General features: G+C 70.7%; 14 protein-coding genes. 4 read left to right on the top strand and 10 right to left on the bottom strand.

Annotated features, from left to right (window positions below; translation table 11 throughout):
* From alaS to FH608_RS23440, 5 genes are all read right to left on the bottom strand, one after another.
* Nucleotides 1-2673 carry an alanine--tRNA ligase gene (gene alaS, locus FH608_RS23460; protein ID WP_139632702.1) on the bottom strand — a complete coding sequence of 891 codons (2673 nt, stop codon included), beginning with the start codon at nucleotides 2671-2673 and terminating at the stop codon, nucleotides 1-3.
* 17 nt (nucleotides 2674-2690) lie between these two features.
* Nucleotides 2691-2921 (bottom strand): hypothetical protein, encoded by a 231-nt coding sequence (locus FH608_RS23455; protein WP_139632701.1) that lies wholly within the window; start codon nucleotides 2919-2921, stop codon nucleotides 2691-2693.
* Nucleotides 2918-3448 (bottom strand): DUF948 domain-containing protein, encoded by a 531-nt coding sequence (locus FH608_RS23450; protein WP_139632700.1) that lies wholly within the window; start codon nucleotides 3446-3448, stop codon nucleotides 2918-2920. Before FH608_RS23450 ends, FH608_RS23455 begins: the two co-directional genes overlap by 4 nt.
* A gap of 758 nt (nucleotides 3449-4206) precedes the next feature.
* On the bottom strand, nucleotides 4207-5448 hold the full coding sequence (locus tag FH608_RS23445) for a replication-associated recombination protein A (protein WP_455430071.1): 1242 nt from the start codon (nucleotides 5446-5448) through the stop codon (nucleotides 4207-4209).
* Between the two features lie 69 nt (nucleotides 5449-5517).
* Nucleotides 5518-6000, bottom strand: a complete 483-nt coding sequence (locus tag FH608_RS23440; protein WP_139632698.1) for a DUF2231 domain-containing protein — start codon at nucleotides 5998-6000, stop codon at nucleotides 5518-5520.
* A 169-nt stretch (nucleotides 6001-6169) separates the two neighbouring features.
* On the opposite strand from FH608_RS23440, the gene FH608_RS23435 reads away from it, so the two are divergent.
* Nucleotides 6170-7081 (top strand): peptidylprolyl isomerase, encoded by a 912-nt coding sequence (locus tag FH608_RS23435; RefSeq protein ID WP_226899809.1) that lies wholly within the window; start codon nucleotides 6170-6172, stop codon nucleotides 7079-7081.
* 53 nt (nucleotides 7082-7134) lie between these two features.
* On the opposite strand, the gene aspS is transcribed toward FH608_RS23435, so the two are convergent.
* From aspS to FH608_RS23420, 3 genes are read right to left on the bottom strand one after another with little or no spacing between them, the layout of a single operon-like run.
* Nucleotides 7135-8886 carry an aspartate--tRNA ligase gene (gene aspS, locus FH608_RS23430; protein ID WP_139632696.1) on the bottom strand — a complete coding sequence of 584 codons (1752 nt, stop codon included), beginning with the start codon at nucleotides 8884-8886 and terminating at the stop codon, nucleotides 7135-7137.
* Nucleotides 8883-10139, bottom strand: coding sequence for a histidine--tRNA ligase (gene hisS / locus FH608_RS23425; RefSeq protein ID WP_139632695.1), 1257 nt, complete (start codon nucleotides 10137-10139; stop codon nucleotides 8883-8885). Before hisS ends, aspS begins: the two co-directional genes overlap by 4 nt.
* On the bottom strand, nucleotides 10139-10819 hold the full coding sequence (locus FH608_RS23420) for an MBL fold metallo-hydrolase (protein ID WP_139632694.1): 681 nt from the start codon (nucleotides 10817-10819) through the stop codon (nucleotides 10139-10141). The genes hisS and FH608_RS23420 overlap by 1 nt, the downstream gene beginning before the upstream one ends.
* Nucleotides 10820-10957: 138 nt before the next feature.
* On the opposite strand from FH608_RS23420, the gene FH608_RS23415 reads away from it, so the two are divergent.
* The 3 genes from FH608_RS23415 (at nucleotide 10958) to FH608_RS52900 (ending at nucleotide 14318) form a co-directional block, all read left to right on the top strand.
* Nucleotides 10958-11824: a peptidylprolyl isomerase gene (locus FH608_RS23415; RefSeq protein WP_317135577.1), complete on the top strand. Its 867-nt coding sequence runs from the start codon at nucleotides 10958-10960 to the stop codon at nucleotides 11822-11824.
* A gap of 62 nt (nucleotides 11825-11886) precedes the next feature.
* Nucleotides 11887-13116 carry a DUF349 domain-containing protein gene (locus tag FH608_RS23410; protein WP_139632692.1) on the top strand — a complete coding sequence of 410 codons (1230 nt, stop codon included), beginning with the start codon at nucleotides 11887-11889 and terminating at the stop codon, nucleotides 13114-13116.
* A 110-nt stretch (nucleotides 13117-13226) separates the two neighbouring features.
* The gene (locus FH608_RS52900; protein ID WP_226899808.1) at nucleotides 13227-14318 is read left to right on the top strand and encodes a cupin domain-containing protein; all 1092 of its coding nucleotides are present in this window, start codon (nucleotides 13227-13229) and stop codon (nucleotides 14316-14318) included.
* Between the two features lie 19 nt (nucleotides 14319-14337).
* Here the strand turns inward: FH608_RS52900 and FH608_RS23395 are convergent, their stop codons facing one another.
* The gene (locus FH608_RS23395; RefSeq protein ID WP_226899807.1) at nucleotides 14338-16527 is read right to left on the bottom strand and encodes a RelA/SpoT family protein; all 2190 of its coding nucleotides are present in this window, start codon (nucleotides 16525-16527) and stop codon (nucleotides 14338-14340) included.
* Nucleotides 16528-16715: 188 nt separating this feature from the next.
* On the bottom strand, nucleotides 16716-17234 hold the full coding sequence (locus FH608_RS23390; protein ID WP_139632690.1) for an adenine phosphoribosyltransferase: 519 nt from the start codon (nucleotides 17232-17234) through the stop codon (nucleotides 16716-16718).
* Between the last annotated feature and the right edge of the window lie 90 nt (nucleotides 17235-17324).

The raw sequence follows: 17324 nt of genomic DNA, 5'->3' as shown, positions 1-17324 counted from the left end.
TCAGCCGAGCTGATCCACGATGGCCTGCTCGACCAGCTGCAACGCGTCGCCGATCGCCTCCGGCCGTGTGCCGCCGCCTTGCGCGACGTCGTCCTTGCCGCCACCGCCACCCCCAAGAGCCTTGGCGGCGACGCCGACCAGCCTTCCGGCCTTGAGCCCCCGCTCGCGCCCCGCCTCGTTGACCGCGGCAACCACCACTGGACGGTCGGAGGGGACACCGGCGATCACGATGACCGCCGGCCTGTCGGCCGGGAACCTGCCACGCACATCAAGCGCGAGCTTACGCAAATCGTCCGCACCGGTGCCATCAGGCGCGCGGTGTGTCACGACGGAGACTTCCCGCAGGTCACGGGCCTTGGCGGCCAGGTCGCCGGCCACCTGGAGCACCTGGGCGGAGCGCAGCTTCTCCAGCTCCTTCTCCGCCGTGCGCAGCCGGGTGACGATGCCGTCGATGCGCTCGGGCAGCTCCTCGCGGCGCGCCTTCAGCTGCTCGGTGAGCTGCGCGACCAGCACGCTCTCGCGAGCCAGGAAGCGGAAGGCGTCGATGCCGACGAGCGCCTCGACGCGGCGCACGCCCGCGCCGACCGACTGCTCACCCAGCACCTTGACCAGGCCGAGCTGGCCGGAGCTGTGGACGTGGGTGCCGCCGCACAGCTCGCGGGAGTAGTCGCCGATCTCGACCACGCGGACCTCTTCGCCGTACTTCTCGCCGAACATGGCCAGCGCGCCCATCGCCCTGGCCTCCGCCTGCGAGGTGTAGAAGGCGTTGACCTTGAGGTCGTTGATGAGCACGGCGTTGACCTCGTCCTCGACGTCGCGCAGCACGCTCGGCGGCACCGCGCCCGCCGCGGTGAAGTCGAAGCGGAAGCGGCCGGGAGAGTTCTCGGAGCCGGCCTGCGCGGCCGTCTCGCCGAGCGCGTTCTTGAAGCCACGGTGGACGAGGTGCGTCGCGCTGTGGCTGCGCGAGATCGCGCGGCGGCGTTCGAGGTCGATCTCGGCCTGCGCCTCGTCGCCGACCTTGACCTCGCCGGTGCGGACCTTGCCGCGGTGCACGACGAGGCCCGCGAGGGGCGACTGCACGTCGACGATGTCGATCTCGGCGCCGCTGGTGCGGATCACGCCCTGGTCGGCGAGCTGGCCGCCGCCCTCGGCATAGAACGGGGTGCGCCCGAGCACGATCTCCACGGCCGTGCCCGCACCCGCCACCGGCACGGCCGCGCCGTCGACGAGGATGCCGACCACGCTCGTGTCGGCCTCGGTCTGGTCGTAGCCGAGGAACTCGACCTTGCCCGCCTTCTCCAGCAGCTGCCCGAAGACGGAGATGTCGGCGTTGCCGGTCTTCTTCGCCGCGGCGTCGGCCTTGGCCCGCTGCCGCTGCTCCTTCATGAGCCGGCGGAAGCCCTCCTCGTCGACCTGGAGACCGTGCTCGGCCGCCATCTCCAGCGTGAGGTCGATCGGGAAGCCGTAGGTGTCGTGGAGCTGGAACGCCTGGTCGCCCGAGAGCGTGCTGCCGGACTTGCGCTTGGTCTCCTCGACCGCCACGTCGAAGATCGCCGTGCCGGTGCGGAGCGTGCCGAGGAACGACGCCTCCTCCGCGTCGATGACGCCGTGGATCTGCGGCGCGTCGGCCTTGAGCTCGGGATACTGCTCGCCCATGACGTTGATCGCGACGTCGGTCAGCTCGTGCATGTAGCGGTCCTCGCCGGAACCGAGCAGCCGCAGGTTGCGCACGGACCTGCGCAGGATGCGGCGCAGAACGTAGCCGCGGCCCTCGTTACTGGGCAGCACGCCGTCGGCGACCAGCATGGTGCCGGTGCGGACGTGGTCGGCGATCACCCGCAGGCTGACGTCGGCGCGGTGGTCGCGCCCGTAACGGGTCTTGGTGAGCTCGGCCGCCCGGTCGAGGATCTTGTAGGTGGTGTCGATCTCGTAGAGGTTGTCCACGCCCTGCAGGATCGTGGCCATGCGCTCCAGGCCCATGCCGGTGTCGATGTTCTTCGCCGGCAGCTCGCCCGCCACGTCGAAGTCGACCTTGGAACGGACCTCGCTGAGCTGGTACTGCATGAAGACGAGGTTCCACACCTCGAGGTAGCGGTCTTCGTCGGCGACCGGGCCGCCGTCCTTGCCGTATTCGGGACCGCGGTCGTAGTAGATCTCCGAGCACGGGCCGCCGGGGCCGGCCACGCCCATGTGCCAGTAGTTGTCCTCCAGGCCGCGCCGCTGGATGCGCTCATCGGGCAGGCCGACGCGGTTGCGCCAGATGTCGTACGCCTCGTCGTCGTCGTGGAAGACCGTCGCCCAGAGCTTCTCCTCGGGGAAGCCGAAGCCGCCGTCGGACTCGGATCGGGTGAGCAGCTCCCAGGCGAACGGGATCACTTCGGCCTTGAAGTAGTCGCCGAAGGAGAAGTTGCCCAGCATCTGGAAGAACGTCGCGTGCCGCGTGGTCTTGCCGACCTCTTCGATGTCGGGGGTGCGCACGCACTTCTGTGCGGTGGCCAGCCGGGACGCCGGAGGCTTGCGCTGCCCCAGGAAGTACGGCTTGAACGGCACCATACCGGCAGGAACCAGGAGTAGCGTGGGGTCTTCGGCGATCAGGCTGGCCGAGGGCACGACCTTGTGCCCACGCTCCTCGAAGAAGCGCAGGAAGCGGCGGGCGATCTCTGCCGACTCCATGGTGGCCATCCTTTGCGTTAGTTGTTGTCTTCAGCGTTGTCGAGCCCGAAGCGTGCCCGCAACTCGGTTTCGCGCTCCGCGGCCTCGCCGAGCGCGTCGAAAGTAAAGTCTCTCACCTGCCGCAGCATCCCCGCGGCGCCGTCCGCCGTGCGGCGGGCGACGTGGTTGGGGTGCAGCGCCTGCAGCCTGCGCATCACCCAGAAGGTGAGGAACGCGCCCAGCGACAGATAGAACAGCCGCCTGATCATCGCGCTCGCCTCACCCCGTCAGCGCCCGCGCCGGCCCTGCTCGCCTCCGCCTTGCGGACCCCCGCGTCGCGGACCTCCGCCGTCGCCTGGGCCGCGCTCCCGGCTTCGGCTGCGGCGCCGGCTCGGGACGTCGCCCGGCTGCTGGACGCTCGCTGGAGCCGGGTCCTGGGCTTGTGCGCCCTGCGGGCCGCGATGGCGCGCCGCACGCCGTATCCGATCGACGACACCTTGATCAGCGGGCCGGTGAAGATGGTCTGGGTGACGGCGCTCAGCTTGGCGGCGTGGCCACTGACCTGCTTGACGTCCTTGGCGATGGCCTCGACCGCGACCAGCTGCCTGTTGGTCTCGTTGACCGTGACGCTCACGTCGTCGAGCAGCGGCGTCAGGCGCTCGTTCAGGTCGGAGACCGCCTTGGTGGTCTCGGTGAGCAGTCTGGCGAGCTTGACGAGCACCATGGCCAGAACGCAGACCAGGACTATCCAGCCCGTGGCCGCGATCAGCCCGGCGACCTCTCCGGCGGTAAGCATCCGCTCATCTCCCTCGTACGCTGGGCCGGAACGGCAAGACCCTATCGCGTCCGGGTGACAACCTCGGTGAGGTCGCCGACCTTGATCGGTCCGCCACGCCGGCACCGGCCGCTTCCACGGCTCCCGGCGGCCCCGCCGGCGGCCTTCCCGGGCCCCGGCCCGACGCCGCCGCACCCGGCTCGGCCAGGCACCACGCCGTCCGCCGCCGGCCTGACACCGGGCGTCGGATCCGCTTCCGGCCTGACACCGCGCGTCGGCCACCTCTCCGTCCAGCCGCCTCTCGACGCCTCGACGCACGTCCCAACCTACGCCATCCCAGGACCCCCGCCCGCCGCCCGCAGACGCCCATGGAGCCCGTCCCAGGTCGCCCGGCGTCCGCCGGATAGAGGCCGGCAGGCATGACGCCTCCAGCCCGGGGACCGCCACCTCGCCGCTCGCACGGCGCCGACCTCCGCCGCACCACCACCCGCCGACCGCGCCCAGGAGACCGGGCCGCCCGTAAGCCCCTGCCCGCGCGGCACAGCGACCCCGCGCCCCTTCACCGCACCGCAAGCCGCCCCGGCGCGCACGAGCCCGCCGCCGCGCACAGACACCCCTCACGCAGCACGACGAACCCACGGACCGCGGCCCCACGGGCCGCGGCCCCACGGACCGCGGCCCCACGGGCCGCGGCGCAGCCCCTCCGGCTCCGCGCCCACAAGCCGGCCTCCCGGAGTGATCCCGCGCGCACGGGCGGCGAGCCCCGCGGAGGCAGGGGGTTACGAGCCGCGGAGGAAGTCGCGGATCTTGGTCCAGCGGTCGGCCACCGGGGCCTCCGCGCCGTGGCGGGTCGGCTCGTAGTAGCGCCGCTCGCGCACCTGCTCAGGCGCGTACTCCTGCCGCACCAGCCCGTGGTCGAAGTCGTGCGGATATTTGTATCCGTCGCCGTGGCCGAGCTTGGCCGCGCCCGGGTAGTGGGCGTCGCGGAGGTGGCCGGGCACCTGACCGATGAGCCCGCGCCGGACGTCGTCGACGGCCGCCCCGATGGCCTTGACCACGGCGTTGGACTTGGGGGCCATGGCGCAGTGGATGACCGCCTGGGCCAGGTTGATCTGCCCCTCGGGCAGCCCGATGAGCTGCACCGCCTGCGCGACCGCGACCGCGGTCTGCAGGCAGGTGGGGTCGGCCATGCCCACGTCCTCGGAGGCGAAGATGACGATGCGGCGGGCGATGAAGCGCGGGTCCTCGCCTGCCTCGATCATGCGGGCGAGGTAGTGGAGCGCCGCGTCGGCGTCGGAGCCGCGCATCGACTTGATGAACGCGCTGATCACGTCGTAGTGCTGGTCGCCCTGCCGGTCGTAGCGTACGGCGGCCTTGTCGACGGCCTTCTCCACCACCTCCACGGTGATGTCGTCGGCCAGGAGCGCGGCGGCCTCCAGGTAGGTCAGCGACCGGCGCGCGTCACCGCCCGCCAGGCGTACCAGATGGTCGAGGGCCTGGGGCGCGAGCGTGGCGCGCTCGCCGAGGCCGCGCGGGTCGGACACGGCGCGCTCCAGCACGGCGCGCACGTCGTCGTCGGACAGCGACTCCAGCGTGAGCAGCAGCGAGCGCGACAGCAGCGGCGAGATGACCGAGAAGAACGGGTTTTCGGTGGTGGCGCCGATGAAGGTGACCCAGCGGTTCTCGACGGCGGGCAGGAGGGCGTCCTGCTGGGCCTTGTTGAAGCGGTGCACCTCGTCGACGAAGAGCACGGTCTGGCGGCCGGTCATGCCGAGCTCGCGCCGTGCGTTGTCGATGGCCGCGCGGACGTCCTTGACGCCGGCGGAGACGGCGGAGATCTCGACGAAGCGGCGCTTGGTGACGTTGGAGACGACGTAGGCGAGCGTGGTCTTGCCGGTGCCGGGCGGCCCCCACAGGAACAGCGACATGGGCGCCTCGCTCTCGACCAGCCGCCGCAGCGGGGTGCCGGGGCCGAGCAGGTGCCGCTGGCCGATCACCTCGTCGAGCGTGCGCGGGCGCATCCGCACCGCGAGGGGCTGCGGGGTGGCCTCCTCGGCCGCCGAGTCGAACAGGCTATCCACAACGCGAGATTACATGCCCCACACGGCCCTCGCTCCCGAGTCTCCGGCACGGAAGACGTAGTAGCCGGCCACGACGGCCAGCACCAGCGTCACGGCTGACAGGGTCACGCTGACGGTCCGGCCGAAGCGGTCGCGGCCGACCGAGTCGCGGGCGGGCCGGGTGGCGTACACGAGGAGCAGCGCCGACACCCCGAGGCCGAGCGCCGACAGCAGCAGTGGGGTGGCGAAGCTCTCGTGGGTGGCGACGCGGGCGCCGAGCTCGCCCTCCGCCGTGGCGAAGCGAGCCTGTTTGAGGCTTTCGCCACTCTCCTTGGCCGCGAAGACGGTCACGGGCGCGGCCAGGGCGAGCAGCACCACCGCCCACCACATGGAGGGGCGCCAGCGCGGCAGCAGCGCGTAGGCGGCGGCGGTCGCGACCAGCAGCGGGGTCAGGACGACGGCGAAATGGATGATCAGCGGGTGCGCCGGCAGGCCGAGGATCTCGTCGAACATGGGGAACTCCTTAGTTCTCATTTCAACTACGAATCCGAGCACCATAAGGTTCGCGACCTCAGCTGTCGCATCGGCGGCTTTCGCCACTTACGTCCGGCACATATCGAAGGCCGGTAGCATGCGCGGAGTTGTTTGGTCATGCGCAGGCAAAAGGCGAGAGGACATAGCGGTGAGCGGCGACGACCGCCAGAACGAGGAAGACCGCCAGAGCGAGCTGGCGCGGGAGCACAAGGAACGGCAGGCCAAGCGGGCCGCCGCCCAGACCGCCAAGGCGAGGCGGAACACCTTCATCGGCGCGGGCGTGGCCGTCGTCGTGGTCGCGGGCGGCATCTTCGCCGCGACGACCCTGGTCAACAGGAACTCCGGTGAGGCCGAGGCGCAGAGCACCCCCTCCGCGAGCGCCAGTGCCAGCGCCAGCGCCAGCGCGTCGCAGGAGCCGACGCCCTCGCCGGCCAACACCGGCCCGGTCACCTGCACCTACAAGCGCGACGACTCGCTGCCGAACAAGTTCGTCGGGCTGCCGGGCAAGCGGCCCAACATGAAGCTGAAGAAGATGACGATCGAGCTGAACCGCGGCACCGTCGTCGTGGATCTCATGACGGACGCGGCGCCGTGCTCGGTCAACTCGCTCAGGTTCCTGGCGAAGAAGAAGTTCTACGACAACATGAAGTGCCACCGCCTGGTCACGCCGGACGTGTCCGGCCTGCACCTGCTGCAGTGCGGCGACCCGCAGGCCAAGGCCGACGGCAAGAACCCGACGGACGGCCTGGGCACGGCGGGCTACGTCTACGGCGACGAGAACACCGAGATCCCGATCGGCAAGGGCGTGGTGTTCATGACGCAGCCGTCCGAGGCGGCCGGGCAGAACAACAGCCAGTTCGCGATCTCGCTGTCGGACGAGAACACGCAGGTCGGCGCCGGCTACAACGTCATCGGCATGGTCAGCGAGGGCATGGACATGCTGGTGGGGCTGGCCTCCAGCGGCAAGGACCTGATCGTCAACGAGGCCGACATCACCGGTGACGGCGGCACGACCGCCCCCAAGAACCCGGTGATCATCAAGAAGATCACGTTCCAGTAAGACACGCGAAAACGGCGGGCACCGGTCTCGGTGCCCGCCGTTTCCTGTCCGCGCTAGGCCTCGGCCTTGGGGCGGGCGTCGACGCCCGCCTCCTTGCGCTGCTCGGCCGTGATCGCCGTGGGCGCACCGGTCAGCGGGTCGAAGCCGGAGGCGGTCTTCGGGAACGCGATCACGTCGCGGATCGACTCGCCGCCGGACAGCAGCATGCAGATGCGGTCCCAGCCGTAGGCGATGCCGCCGTGCGGCGGGGGCCCGTACTTGAACGCCTCCAGCAGGAAGCCGAACTTGCTCTCGGCCTCCTCCTTGGAGATGCCGAGCACGTCGAACACGCGCTGCTGCATCTCGGCCCGGTGGATACGGATCGAGCCGCCGCCGATCTCCATGCCGTTGCAGACCATGTCGTACGCGTACGCCAGCGCCTCGCCCGGGTGGTCCTGGAAGGTGTCGGCCCACTCCGGCTTGGGGCCGGTGAACGGGTGGTGCACGGCCGTCCACCCGATCTCGCGGCCCACCTCGTCGTGCACGGGCTCGAACATGGGGGCGTCGACCACCCACAGGAACGCCCACGCGGACTCGTCGATCAGCTCGCAGCGGCGGCCGATCTCCAGGCGGGCCGCGCCGAGCAGCTCGCGGGAGGCGTGCCGCGGCCCGGCCGCGAAGAAGATCGCGTCGCCGGGCTCGGCGCCGACCTTGGCGGCCAGCCCGGACAGCTCCTCCTCGGAGAGGTTCTTGGCGACGGGGCCGCCCAGCGTCCCGTCAGCCTGGACGAGGACGTAGGCCAGGCCGCGGGCGCCGCGGCTGCGCGCCCACTCCTGCCAGCCGTCGAGCTCCTTGCGGGTCTGGGAGGCGCCGCCCGGCATGACGACGGCGCCGACGTACTCGGCCTGGAAGACGCGGAAGGAGGTGTCGGCGAAGTAGCCGGTCATCTCGACCAGCTCCTGGCCGAAGCGCAGGTCGGGCTTGTCGGAGCCGTAGCGGGCCATGGCGTCGGCGTACGTCATGCGCGGCAGCGGCGTCGGCAGCTCGTAGCCGGCGATCTCCTTCCAGAGCCGGCCGATCAGCTTCTCGCCGACCTCGATGACGTCCTCCTGGTCGACGAACGACATCTCGACGTCGATCTGGGTGAACTCCGGCTGCCGGTCGGCCCGCAGGTCCTCGTCGCGGTAGCACTTGGCCAGCTGGTAGTAGCGCTCCAGGCCGGCGACCTGGAGGAGCTGCTTGAACAGCTGGGGCGACTGGGGCAGGGCGTACCAGTTGCCGGGCTGCAGCCGCACCGGGACCAGGAAGTCGCGCGCGCCCTCGGGCGTGGAGCGGGTCAGGGTGGGCGTCTCGACGTAGACGAAGCCCAGCTCGTGCATCACCTCGTTGGCGAGGTAGGTGGCCTTGGAGCGGGTGCGCATCGCGTCGGCCACCTGCTGGCGGCGGATGTCGAGGTAGCGGTACTTCAGCCGGGCCTCCTCCGAGACCCCCACGTTGCCCTCGATGGGGAACGGCAGCGGCGCGGCCTCGCTCAGCACCTCGACCCGCTCGGCCACCACCTCGATGGCGCCGGTGGGCAGGTCGGGGTTCTCGTTGCCCTCGGGGCGGACCCTGACCTGGCCGACGACCTGCACGCAGTATTCGGCGCGCAGGTCGTGGGCGTGGTCCTCCTCACGGAAGACCACCTGCGCCGAGCCGGAGGCGTCGCGCAGGTCGATGAAGACCACGCCGCCGTGGTCGCGGCGGCGGGCCACCCATCCTGCGAGCGTCACCTGCTGCCCGGCGTGCTCCTCGCGGAGCGACCCGGCCTGATGCGTGCGGATCACTGAAGTTTCCCTTTCAGAACGTCCACGACCTGGGCCAGCGGCACCTCGGTCTGGTCAGCGGTGGTCAGGTCCTTCACTTGCACGGCCTCGGCCGCCAGGTCGCGCTCGCCGAGGATCAGCGCGAAGCGGGCGCCGGAACGGTCGGCCCCCTTCATCGCCCCCTTGAGCCCCTTGCCGCCGAAGGCCATGTCGGCGGCGACGCCGGCCGCGCGCAGCTCGCTCAGGAGCCTGAACATGGCCCGCGCCGCCTCGTCGCCCAGCGCCACACCGTACACCTCGCAGCGCGGCGGGGTGTCGAGCTGAACGCCTTCGCGCTCCAGGGCCAGGACGGTGCGGTCGAGCCCGAGCCCGAAGCCGATGCCGGGCAGCGGCGGCCCGCCGATCGCCTCGGAGAGCCCGTCGTAGCGGCCGCCGCCGCCGATGCCGGACTGCGCGCCCAGCAGCGGGTGGTCGAACTCGAACGTGGTGCGGGTGTAGTAGTCGAGGCCGCGCACCAGCTTCGGTGAGTCCTCCCACGGGATGTCCAGGTCGGCCAGGAGCTGCTTGACCCGGTCGTGGTAGGCCTTGCAGTCAGCGCACAGGTGGTCGCCGATGAGCGGCGCGTTCTCCAGCTGCGCGCGCACCTCGGGACGCCGGTCGTCGAGCACCCGCAACGGATTGATCTCGATCCGGGCCCTGGTGGCCTCGTCGAGGTCGAGCCCGCGCAGGAACTCCTGCAGCCTGGCCCGGTAGATCGGGCGGCACTCCTTGCAGCCCAGGGAGTTGAGCAGCAGCCGCACCCGGGTCAGGCCGAGCGCGGAGTACCACTGCCAGGCCAGCGCGATGGTCTCGGCGTCGACCGCAGGGTCCTCGCTGCCGATGGCCTCCAGGTCGAGCTGGTAGAACTGCCGGTAGCGGCCCTCCTGGGGCGCCTCCGCGCGGAAGACGGGCCCGTTGGCCCAGACCTTCACCGGCAGCTGGCCGCGGTGCAGGCCGTATTCGAGGACCGCGCGCAGCACGCCGGCGGTGAACTCCGGGCGCAGCGTCAGCGACCTGCCGCCGCGGTCGGTGAAGGTGTACATCTCCTTGCTGACGACGTCGGTGGACTCGCCTACGCCGCGGGCGAACAGCTGGGTGTCCTCGAAGACGGCGGTCTCCAGGTAGGAGTATCCGGCGCGCCTGGCCGTCTCGGCGAACGCCGCGCGGATCGCGGAGAACGTCGAGGCCTGCGGCGGAACGTATTCCTTGACCCCTTTAGGTGCTTGGAAGCTCATTAGATCCCTCGTGTGGGACCGGCCTGCGGCGCCGCCTCTTTCAGGTATGGATTGCTGGCGCGCTCGCGGCCGATCGTCGTCTGTGGTCCGTGGCCCGGCAGGACGACCGTATCGTCAGGCAGCGGCAGACACTTGGTAGCCAGGCTGCTCAGGATGGTCGCGTAGTCGCCGCCGGGAAGGTCGGTGCGGCCGATGGAGCCGGCGAACAGCAGGTCGCCCGAGAACATGATCTCGTCTTCGGGCAGCCGGAAGCTCACCGACCCCCTGGTATGGCCGGGCGTGTGGTCGACCGTGAGCTCCAGGCCGGCGAGCGTCAGCACGGCGCCGTCGGACAGCTCGCGCACGTCGTCGGGCTCGCTCAGCTCCAGCCCGGCGAACATCGCGCCGGTCGGTCCTGACCAGCCGGCGGCCGGGTCGCTGAGCAGGTGACGGTCGTCGGGGTGGATCCACGCGGGGACGTCGCGCGCGCCGCACACCGGGGCGACCGACCAGACGTGGTCGAGGTGGCCGTGGGTGAGCAGGACGGCGACCGGCTTGAGCCGGTGCTCGCGCAGCAGCTCGTCGACGCCTTCCGTGGCGTCCTGGCCTGGATCGACGATCACGCATTCCTCGCCGGCCGCGGGCGCGACAACGTAACAATTGGTCTGGAAGGCCCCTGCGGGGAAGCCGGCGATGAGCATCTGCCTCAGGTGATCTCGTCGAAAATCCAATGGGAATGTAACCGAAGGGTACCGGTGCGGGTCGCCGGGCTGCGAATCATTACCCGTTGGCCGATACGATTCGCCCACCTCAGTTGATTGACTATGGGAGGCAAAGCGGTGGCCACGGGGAAGGACCGGCAGAAGCAGCTGGCGCGTGAGCACTACGAGCGGCAGATGCAGCGCCGCATCGAGCGCGAGCAGAAGGCCAAGCGCACGGCGATCATCGGCTCCACGGTGGGCGTCGTGATCGTGGTCGGCGGCATCGTGACCGCCGTCGCGATGCTGGGCGGAAATGACGCGGGCACCGAGGCGGCCTCCGCGCCCACGGCGTCGGCCGCCGACACCGCCACGGCGGCGCCGAGCGCGGGGCCCAAGCCGTACGACGCGGCCACCGGCACCTGCGACTACGTCAAGGACGCGTCAGGCCAGGTCAAAGATGTCGGCATGCCGCCGGCCAAGGTCAAGACCACGCCGGCGAAGAAGAAGATGACGCTGGAGACCAACCTCGGCGACATCGTGGTCGAGCTCGACAACGCCAAGGCGCCCTGCACGACCAACTCGCTGGAGTTCCTGGCCAAGAAGAACTACTACGACGGCAGCAAGTGCCACCGGCTCGGCAGCGCCCAGTTCCCGATGCTGCAGTGCGGCGACCCGACGGCCAAGGCCGACGGCAAGAGCCAGGACGGCTCCGGCGGCCCCGGCTACGTCATGGCCGAGGAGAACCTCGAGGGCGCCACGTACAAGCGCGGCGTGATGGCCATGGCCAAGACGTCGGCCCCGGGCTCCACCGGCAGCCAGTTCTTCCTGGTTTTCGGAGACATCCAACTCACCCCGGATTACACGCCGGTGGGTACGATCACCAAGGGGCTCGACATCCTGGACAAGGTGAGCAAAGCAGGCGTCATCGCCGACATGGGGGACGGGACGGGAGCACCGAAGGAATCCGTCCAAATCAAAGACGTGACAATCGCCGGCAAGAGCTGACGTAATACAAACTAGGGACGAAGTAGTCCCGAAGGGTCTGATGGATAGTGCGGGAGGACACGGTGAGCACCGACCCGTGGGGCCGGGTAGACGACGACGGCACCGTCTACGTGCGTACGGCTGAGGGAGAGCGGGCCGTCGGCTCCTGGCAGGCCGGTGAACCCGAAGAGGCACTGGCCTACTTCCATCGCAAGTACGACGAGCTGGCCGGTCAGGTGCAGCTCCTCGAGCAGCGCGTCAGGGGCACCGACCTGGCTCCGGCCCAGGCCGAGGCGAGCATCGTCAAGCTGCGCGAGGCGGTGGCCGACGCCCACGCCATCGGCGACCTCGACGCGCTGACGGCCCGGCTCGACACGCTGACCGAGCTGGTCGCCCAGCGCCGCGAGGAGGTCAAGGCCGCGCGCGAGCACGCGCGCGCCGAGGCCAGGGCGGTCAAGGAGCGCATCGTCGCCGAGGCCGAGCGCATCGCCGACGAGACCACCCACTGGAAGTCGGGTGGCGAACGGCTGCGCCAGCTCGTCGAGGAGTGGAAGGCGGCCGACCGCATCGACCGGGTCACCGAGGCCGCGCTGTGGAAGCGGCTCTCGGCCGCGCGCACGGCGTTCGCCAAGCGGCGCAAGGCGTACTTCGCCGGCCTGGACGAGCAGCGCGAGGGCGTACGGGCCGCCAAGGAGCGCATCGTCGCCGAGGCGGAGGCGCTGGCGGGCTCGACCGACTGGGGCCCCACCGCCGCCGTCTACCGCGACCTCATGCAGCAGTGGAAGAGCGCGGGGCGGGCCTCGCGCGAGGCCGAGGACGAGCTGTGGGCGCGTTTCAAGGGCGCCCAGGACCAGTTCTTCCAGGCGCGTTCGGCCGTCTTCGCCGAGCGTGACGCCTCGCTGGCCGCCAACGCCGAGGTCAAGGAGGTGCTGCTGGCCGAGGCCGAGAAGATCCTCCCGGTCACGGACGTCCGCACGGCCCGCTCGGCGCTGCGCAGCATCCTGGAGCGCTGGGAGGCCGCCGGGCCGGTGCCGCGCGAGCAGCGCGACCGGCTGGAGGGCGGGCTCCGCAAGGTGGACGAGGCCGTGCGCAAGGCCGAGGACGCCGAGTGGAAGCGCTCCAACCCCGAGGCGAGGGCCCGCGCGCAGAGCACCGTCGACCAGCTGCGCACCTCGATCGACCAGCTGGAGAAGCGGCTGTCCAAGGCGCAGGCCGCCGGTCGCGCCAAGGACGTCAAGGAGGCCGAGGAGGCCCTCACCGCCCGCCGTTCGTGGCTGGAGGAGGCCGAGCGCACGCTCGCCGAGTTCAGCTGACCCGGTGGAGGCCCTCACCGGCCTCCACCGGGCCCGCCTCCTTCCCAGGAGGCCCGGGCGGTGCGCGGAATGGGCGGCGGCGGAGAGGGCGGAGACCTAGGCTGGCGGGCATGGATCCGGTCAGCGCCGCGCGTGCCCTCGTCGAGGACATGTTCCCGGGCGCCCTGTACGCCTTCGTCGGCGGCAGCGCCCTCACCGAGCACCGCACCAGCACCTCAGACCTCGACGTCGTGGTGGTGCTCGACGGTCTGCCCACCCCTTACCGCGAGTCGCTGCGGTGGCGCGAGTGGCCCGTCGAGCTGTTCGTGCACAGCGAGACCAGCCTGCACGCCTACCTCGACAAGGACTTCGACAGGCGCCAGCCGAGCCTGGCCCGCATGTGCGCCGACGGCGCGGTGCTGGCCGACCGGACCAGCGGCCGGGCCAGCGACCTCCAGGCCGCGCTGAGCGACCGCCTGGCGGCCGGGCCGGGCGGGCTGACCAGCTCGCAGGCCGAACGCGCCAGATACGCCCTCTCCGACCTCCTGGACGACCTGTCGGGCGCCACGGACCCGGGCGAGCAGACGTTCATCCGCTGGCAGGTGGTGCAGGAGACGGCCAGGATGGCGCTCGGCCTGGGACAAAGGTGGCAGGGAAGCGGCAAGTGGCTGCTGCGCGAGCTGCGCGCCCACGACCCGGAGCTGGCCGGGCAGCTTCTCGCCTGCCACGAGGACTCGGCGCGGCTGGCCGGCGTCGCCTCGAACGTGCTGGAGCGCGCCGGAGGACGCCTCTGGGAGGGCTACAGGGCCGAGGGTGACCCGTTCCACCAGCCGCTGCGTCACGTGCGCTCACGAGAGCTCTCGGGCGAGACGGCGCAGAGCTCGGGCATGCGCCGGCTGGCCGCGATCAGCGGCGCCACGGCGGGGTCCGCGCGACTGTGGATGGGCCAGACCCACGTCGCGCCCGCCACCCGCTCCTCCGACCACCACCACGGCGCATCCGAGACGGCCATCTACGTGGTCAGCGGCACGCCGTCGTTCGTGTTCCTGGAGGACGGCAAGGAGGTGCGGCTGGAGACGGAGCCCGGCGACTACGTCTTCGTCCCGCCGTACGTGCCGCATCGCGAGGAGAACCCGGACCCGTCGCGGGAGGCGGTGGTCGTCATCGCCCGGAGCACGCAGGAGGCCATGGTGGTCAACCTGCCGGACCTGCGCCCCCGCTGAGCCGCGCCGCGCCTGCTCGTCAGCCGCTCGCGCCGCTGACCCGGTAGACGTCGAACACGCCCTGGATGCCGCGTACGGCCTTGAGCACGTGGCCCAGGTGCTTCGGGTCGCCCATCTCGAACGTGAACTTGCTGATCGCCACCCGGTCGCGCGAGGTGGTGACGGACGCGCTCAGGATGTTGACGTGCTGGTCGGAGAGCGTGCGGGTGACGTCGGACAGCAGGCGGGGCCGGTCGAGCGCCTCCACCTGGATCGCCACCAGGAACACGCTGTCGTCGCTGGGCGACCAGCTCACCTCGACCAGCCGGTCGGGCTGCGACTTGAGCTGCTGCACGTTGGTGCAGTCGGCCCGGTGCACCGACACGCCGTGGCCCCGCGTGACGAACCCGACGATCTCGTCGCCGGGCACGGGGGTGCAGCACTTCGACAGGCGTACCCACACGTCGGCGTCGCCCGCCACGACCACGCCCGCGCCCCCGCCGCGCGGGCGCCCGCGCAGCCGGGTGGGCAGGGAGGTCTCGGCGATGTCCTCCTCGGCGCTCTCGACGCCGCCGATGGAGGCCACCAGCTTCTGCACGACGGCCTGGGCGGCGATGTGCCCCTCCCCCACGGCCGCGTAGAGCGCGGACACGTCGGGGTAGCGCAGGTCGCGGGCGAGAGCCAGCAGCGCCTCGGTGGACATCAGCCGCTGCAGCGGCAGGCCCTGCTTGCGCATGGCCCGCCCGATGGCCTCCTTGCCGGCCTCGATCGCGGTCTCGCGGCGCTCCTTGGAGAACCACTGGCGGATCTTGTTACGGGCCCGCCCCGACTTGACGAACTTCAGCCAGTCGCGCGACGGCCCGGCGTCGGGCGACTTGGAGGTGAAGATCTCGACCGTGTCGCCGTTGCCGAGCCGCGACTCCAGCGGCACCAGCCGCCCGTTGACGCGGGCGCCGATGCAGCGGTGGCCCACCTCGGTGTGCACGGCGTAGGCGAAGTCGACCGGCGTGGACCCCTCCGGCAGGGCGATGACCTGGCCCTTCGGGGTGAACACGTAGACCTCGGAGACCGACAGGTCGAAGCGGAGCGACTCCAGGAACTCGCCCGGGTCGGAGGTCTCCTTCTGCCAGTCGAGGAGCTGGCGCAGCCAGGCCATGTCGCTGCCCGGCTTGACCTTGCCCGTGGGGCCGGGCGTGCCGACCTCCTCTTTGTACTTCCAGTGGGCGGCCACGCCGTATTCGGCCCTGTGGTGCATCGCGTGGGTGCGGATCTGCAGCTCCACCGGCTTGCCCTCGGGACCGATCACCGTCGTGTGCAGCGACTGGTACATGTTGAACTTGGGCATCGCGATGTAGTCCTTGAAGCGCCCAGGCACCGGGTTCCACCGGGCGTGGATGGTGCCGAGCGCCGCGTAGCAGTCGCGCACGCTGTCGACCAGGACGCGGATGCCCACCAGGTCGTAGATGTCGTCGAACGCCACGTCGCGGGCGATCATCTTCTGGTAGACCGAGTAGTAGTGCTTCGGCCGGCCCTTGACCACGGCGCGGATCTTGGCGTCGCGCAGGTCGCCGGAGACCTTCTCGATGACCTCCTGCAGGAACAGGTCGCGGCGCGGCGCGCGCTCCGAGACCATGCGGGCGATCTCGTCGTAGCGCTTGGGATAGAGCATCGCGAAGGCGAGGTCTTCCAGCTCCCACTTGATCGTGTTCATGCCCAGGCGGTGGGCCAGCGGGGCGAAGATCTCCAGGGTCTCGCGGGACTTCTGGTGGCGCTTGTGCTCGGGGAGGTAGCGCATGGTGCGCATGTTGTGCAGCCGGTCGGCCAGCTTGATGATCAGCACCCGGATGTCGCGGGACATCGCCACGACCATCTTGCGCACGGTCTCGGCCTGCGCCGCGTCGCCGAACTTCACCTTGTCGAGCTTGGTCACGCCGTCGACCAGCGAGGCGATCGTGTCGCCGAAGTCGCCGCGCAGCTCGTCGAGGCTGTAGGCGGTGTCCTCCACCGTGTCGTGCAGCAGCGCGGCGCACAGGGTCTCGTCGTCGGTGCCGAGCTCGGCCAGGATCGTGGCGACGGCCAGCGGGTGCGTGATGTACGGGTCGCCCGACTTCCGCTTCTGGTCGCGGTGGTGGTAGGCGGCGACGTCGTACGCGTGCTCGATCACGCGCAGGTCGGCCTTGGGGTGGGTGGCGCGGACCGTACGGAACAACGGCTCCAGCACCGGGTTCATGGCCCCACCCCCAAAACGCCTGCGACGCACCGCCGGAACGCCGGGCGCCTCGGCGCCACCGGCGTCGGTTACGTCGGGCACGACCACATCACGGGGCACACAGACTCCTCACGCAATGGCTCCTCACGTTCGAGTCCAGGTCCCCCAGTGTATCCAGGCGCCGAACCCGGACCGTCGCGGGCCGGGGCTCACACGATCACGAGGGAGTGCAGGTCCACTCCCGACAGGCGTTCCCGTCCCTTGAGAAAGGCCAGCTCCATGAGCACGGCGATGCCGACGACCTCGGCTCCGGCCCTCTTCACGAGCTCCACGGTGGCCTTCGCGGTGCCACCCGTCGCCAGCACGTCGTCGACCACGAGAACGCGATCTCCGGGCGCGAAGGCGTCACGGTGGACCTCGATGGTCGCGGAGCCGTACTCCAGATCGTAGGACTCCTCAAGTGTCGCGGCAGGCAGTTTCCCCTTCTTTCGCACCGGCACGAACCCGGCCGCCGCCCGGTACGCCACCGGGGCCGCCAGGATGAAGCCACGCGCCTCGATCCCGACGATCTTGTCGACCTCGTGGAGCCCGGCCAGCTCCTCCACCACGGCCGCCATGGCGACCGGGTCGGCCAGGAGCGGGGTGATGTCCTTGAACAGCACGCCCGGCTTGGGGTAGTCGGGCACGTCCCTGATCTTGTCCAGGATCATCGTGCTCAGCTCCGTCATGACATTCCTCGCAATTCTCCACCGGCGGTGTGCCTCGCTCCATCAGGTTCAGCGAGGGTACCGGGTTTACAGGCAGGAGACTCGCTTCCC

Origin of the sequence: Nonomuraea phyllanthi (assembly GCF_006334985.2) — a bacterium.
Classification (GTDB): Bacteria; Actinomycetota; Actinomycetes; order Streptosporangiales; family Streptosporangiaceae; genus Nonomuraea; species Nonomuraea phyllanthi.
This window is presented reverse-complemented; position numbering and strand designations above follow the sequence as displayed.

Excerpts from the sequence above, each read along its gene's own strand:
- alaS (WP_139632702.1), bottom strand. The coding sequence starts at position 2,673 with ATGGAGTCGGCAGAGATCGCCCGCCGCTTCCTGCGCTTCTTCGAGGAG.
- FH608_RS23455 (WP_139632701.1), bottom strand. The coding sequence starts at position 2,921 with ATGATCAGGCGGCTGTTCTATCTGTCGCTGGGCGCGTTCCTCACCTTC.
- FH608_RS23450 (WP_139632700.1), bottom strand. The coding sequence starts at position 3,448 with ATGCTTACCGCCGGAGAGGTCGCCGGGCTGATCGCGGCCACGGGCTGG.
- FH608_RS23445 (WP_455430071.1), bottom strand. The coding sequence starts at position 5,448 with ATGCGCCCGCGCACGCTCGACGAGGTGATCGGCCAGCGGCACCTGCTC.
- FH608_RS23440 (WP_139632698.1), bottom strand. The coding sequence starts at position 6,000 with ATGTTCGACGAGATCCTCGGCCTGCCGGCGCACCCGCTGATCATCCAT.
- hisS (WP_139632695.1), bottom strand. The coding sequence starts at position 10,139 with ATGAGCTTCCAAGCACCTAAAGGGGTCAAGGAATACGTTCCGCCGCAG.
- FH608_RS23420 (WP_139632694.1), bottom strand. The coding sequence starts at position 10,819 with ATGCTCATCGCCGGCTTCCCCGCAGGGGCCTTCCAGACCAATTGTTAC.
- FH608_RS52900 (WP_226899808.1), top strand. The coding sequence starts at position 13,227 with ATGGATCCGGTCAGCGCCGCGCGTGCCCTCGTCGAGGACATGTTCCCG.
- FH608_RS23395 (WP_226899807.1), bottom strand. The coding sequence starts at position 16,527 with ATGAACCCGGTGCTGGAGCCGTTGTTCCGTACGGTCCGCGCCACCCAC.
- FH608_RS23390 (WP_139632690.1), bottom strand. The coding sequence starts at position 17,234 with ATGACGGAGCTGAGCACGATGATCCTGGACAAGATCAGGGACGTGCCC.